The sequence below is a fragment of the Streptomyces sp. OfavH-34-F genome (assembly GCF_022347745.1).
Classification (GTDB): Bacteria; Actinomycetota; Actinomycetes; order Streptomycetales; family Streptomycetaceae; genus Streptomyces.
Genome location: NZ_JAKRGC010000480.1, coordinates 1 through 3443, shown reverse-complemented (window position 1 = coordinate 3443; position 3443 = coordinate 1). Strand labels below are relative to the sequence as shown.

Genomic DNA, 3443 nt, shown 5'->3' with positions numbered 1-3443 from the left:
GCAGCGGCGGCCCGCGCCGTCGCCCGCTCGCCGTCGCGGTGCACCAGCCGGTGGAACGCGGTGGGCGCCACGAACACCGGGGACGCCCCTGGCGCGCCCGGCAGATCGACGCGGGTGTCCCGGTCCTCGCCGCCGCTCAGGACCCGGGGCAGCAGGGCGTACCTGCCGAAGGCGCGCTCGTTGCCGGCGAGCACGCGTTCCTCGTCCGCGCCCCCCGCCACGTAGTCGAAGACGACCGGGTCCAGCACCTGCCGGGCCCGTTCGCACAGTTCACGGACCGTCACGGCGCCACCCGGGCGGCGGGGGAGCACCGCGCGGTGAGGAAGGCGTGCAGCGGGGCGCGGTGCACCTCCTCGCTGTCCCACTCGTTCTCCAGGTTCTCCGCGAGGTGGTGGTCGGCCACGAACTCCCCGTCCCGGTACCAGCGGACGACCGGATGCAGATAGCGGCCGTCCAGACCCGACGCGTCCTGCTGGGACTTGCGGCCCGCCGTGACGTCGAAGGGGTCCACCCGGTCGTGGTCCTCCCCGTACTCCAGGGTGATCACCGCGTACGCGGCCACCTCACCGAAGTCCCCGTCCCGCACGGCCCCCGGCACATGGTCGACGGGCACCTCCTCGGCGTACCGGAACGTGCCGTCCGGGCCGAGCAGCAGGAGGTCGCCCAGGACGGCGAACTGCTGCCACAGCGCGGAGGACCGGTTGATCCGGCGGATCACCGCATCCACGGCCCGCGCGGTGGAGTCCCCGAGGTCCGCCGACGGCCACGGCACACCGGCATGGCGCTGCCGCAGCCCCCGGTGCAGGGCGCGCACCGCGTACCGGAAACCGTGGATGAAACCGGTCGTCGACTTCCCGAAGGAGCGGCCCTGCATCAGCGTCCCGGCGAAGTACAGTCCGGGCACGTTGACGGACTCGCCGAGCGGGGTCAGCGCCGGGAAGCGGCCGTCGACGACGAGGTCCGGCACACAGGTGTCGTCGAAGACCGAGGTGTCGAACCGGAATCCGGTGGCGACGATCACCCGGTCGTAGCGGATCTCCCTGACCACCTCGTCGACCCGCTCGAAGGCGACCGGCACGCGGAACCCGTCCGGTTCGCGCCGGATGGCCAGGACCCGGCCGTCGAGCAGGGCGTTCTGCGACTTCAGCTGGTAGCTGTCCAGGAAGTTGTTGTAGACCGCGCGCAGATGCCCCACGTAGTGGGTGCGCCAGGCCATCTTCAGCGAGCCGGAACCGACGAGATGGATGACCGCCGCCGTCTCCATCAGGTTCTCCGCCGTCTCGAACGCGGAGTTCCCCCGGCCGATGATGAGCACCCGCTGATCGGTGAAGGAACGCGGATCGGTGTCGATCGTGTCGTAGCGCTCGGCCAGCTCCACACCGGGGATCGCGGGCAGGTTCGCGACGGGCATCCCGGTGGCGACCACCAGATGGCGCGCCCGCCACACCTCACCGGTGTGCCCGGTGACGGTGAACCCCTCCTCGTCCCGGGACACCCCCACCACGGACGTGTCGTACCGCACCCGCACCCCGGTCCCGGCGGCGAAGTCCGTCAGATAGCGCACCAGGTCGTCGGCCGGCGGGAAGTACCGGGGGCTGTAGCGGGTGAACACCAGCTCCGGGTCGTCGCTGAGCAGGGAGTTCCAGTCCATCCGCAGCCGCAGCTCCGGGTCGTCGTACCCCGTGTGCACCTTGTTGTTCGAGATGAGGAAGCGGTGCCTGGGGAACCGCGTGAAGAACGTACCCGGACCACTGCCGCGCTCCAGGACCACGTAGTCCGCGCCGTCCCGCTCCAGCAGGGAGGCGAGCTGGAGCCCACCGGGCCCCGCACCGATGATCAGATAGTCATGGGTCATGGACCGGAAGCTAGCCACCCGATTTCAGAGCGCTCTGAGATTCCCCGCCTACGTTTCCCCCGTGCCCACCACCCCTGACTCCCTCCCGCTCAGCCGCCCCCTGGACTCCGCCGCCCTGCGCCGAGCGGCGACGCCGCTCACCGTCGCCGTGGACGCCCGCTCCCGGTCCCGCCTGGACCGGGGCCGCCGCTTCTTCCACGGCCTGCGGCACGACGACAGCGGCGCGGCCCGCCCCATCTACGGCGCCACGACGGGCTTCGGCGCCCTCGTGGGATACGCCGGCCGGCCCGACGAGGCGGACCAGTGCGACAACACCCTGGCCCACCTCGGCGCCGGCCAGGGACCGGACCTGCCGCCGGAGATCTGCCGCGCCGCCCTCCTGCTGCGTACCTGGTCCCTCGCCCAGGGCCTCTCCGGCGTCTCCGCCGAGGTCGTCGACCGGCTCGCCGCCATGTTCGCCACGACGTTCTGCCCGGCCGTGCCCCGCTACGGCTCCGTCGGAGCCAGCGGCGACCTCATCCCGCTCGCCTACGCCACCCAGGCCCTGCGCGGCCGCGGCCACGCCTACCTGGACGGCCACCGGATGCCCGCCGACCGGGCGCTGGCCGCCGCCGGGCTGCGCCCGCTCGCCCTGGACGGCCGCGACGCGCTCGCCCTCGTCAACGGAACCTCCGTCACCACCGCCGCCCTGGCCCTGGCCCGTGACGCCGTCCGCACCGCCCACCGGTCGCTCACCACGCTCACCTGCCTCCTCGCCGACCTGCTGGGCTGCGACTCCGGCTTCCTGGACGACGACCTCCTGCGGGCCTACGGACACCCCGGGGCGGCCATGACCGGCGCACGCATGCGAGAGACCCTCGACGGACTCCGCCCCTCGGGCACCCGGCCGCTCCAGGAGCCGTACAGCATCCGCTGCGCCCCGCAGCTGCTCGGCGCCGCCGAGGACGCGCTGGGGTACGTGGACGGCGTGGTCACCGCCGACCTCGCCGGAGTCAGCGACAACCCGCTGTTCTTCCCCGGCGACGGCGACGGCGACGGCGACGGCGACGGCGACTACGGCGACGGCGGCCCCGGCGATGGTGACGGTGGCCGGGCGGGCAAGGTGGTGCACGGCGGCAACTTCTTCGGACAGCCCGCCGCGTTCGCGGCCGACCTCCTCGCCTCCGTCACCGCCCAGCTGGGCAACCTCGCCGAGCGCCAGCTCGACCTGCTCACCGATCCGGCCCGCAACGGCGGACTGCCGCCGATGCTCGCCACCGCGCCGGGCCTCCAGCACGGCCTCCAGGGCGTGCAACTGGCCGCCACCGCCTTCGTCGCGGAGATCCGCCGCAACGCCACCCCGGCCGGCATGCAGAGCCTCCCGACGAACCTGCACAATCAGGACGTCGTCCCCTTCGGCACCCAGGCCGCGCTGCGCTCCTACGACATGGCGGAGCTGCTCGGCCTGCTGACCGGTTCCCTCGCCCTCGGTCTGCGCCAGGCGGCCCACGTCGGCGCCCGCCGCCCCACCGCCGCCCGCTGCGCGGAACTCCTCGACACGCTCGCCGCGGCGATTCCCCCGGTCGACCCGGACCGCCCGCTGGACGCG

General features: G+C 73.4%; 3 protein-coding genes. 1 reads left to right on the top strand and 2 read right to left on the bottom strand.

Going from position 1 to position 3443, the window contains the following annotated elements; translation table 11 throughout:
* Both MHW47_RS33625 and MHW47_RS33620 read right to left on the bottom strand, forming a co-directional pair.
* Positions 1 to 284 (bottom strand): alpha-hydroxy-acid oxidizing protein (locus MHW47_RS33625; RefSeq protein ID WP_239227636.1); only part of this gene is annotated, 284 nt, incomplete at its 3' end.
* Positions 281 to 1855, bottom strand: coding sequence for an NAD(P)-binding domain-containing protein (locus tag MHW47_RS33620; RefSeq protein WP_239227635.1), 1575 nt, complete (start codon positions 1853 to 1855; stop codon positions 281 to 283). The genes MHW47_RS33620 and MHW47_RS33625, both read right to left, overlap by 4 nt.
* A 61-nt stretch (positions 1856 to 1916) precedes the next feature.
* Between MHW47_RS33620 and MHW47_RS33615 the strand changes: the two genes are divergently transcribed.
* Positions 1917 to 3443: aromatic amino acid ammonia-lyase (locus tag MHW47_RS33615; RefSeq protein WP_239227634.1), on the top strand; the 1527-nt coding region annotated here is incomplete at its 3' end.

Bases quoted from the DNA above. Each gene is read 5' to 3' on its own strand.
- MHW47_RS33620 (WP_239227635.1), bottom strand. From the start codon at position 1,855: ATGACCCATGACTATCTGATCATCGGTGCGGGGCCCGGTGGGCTCCAG.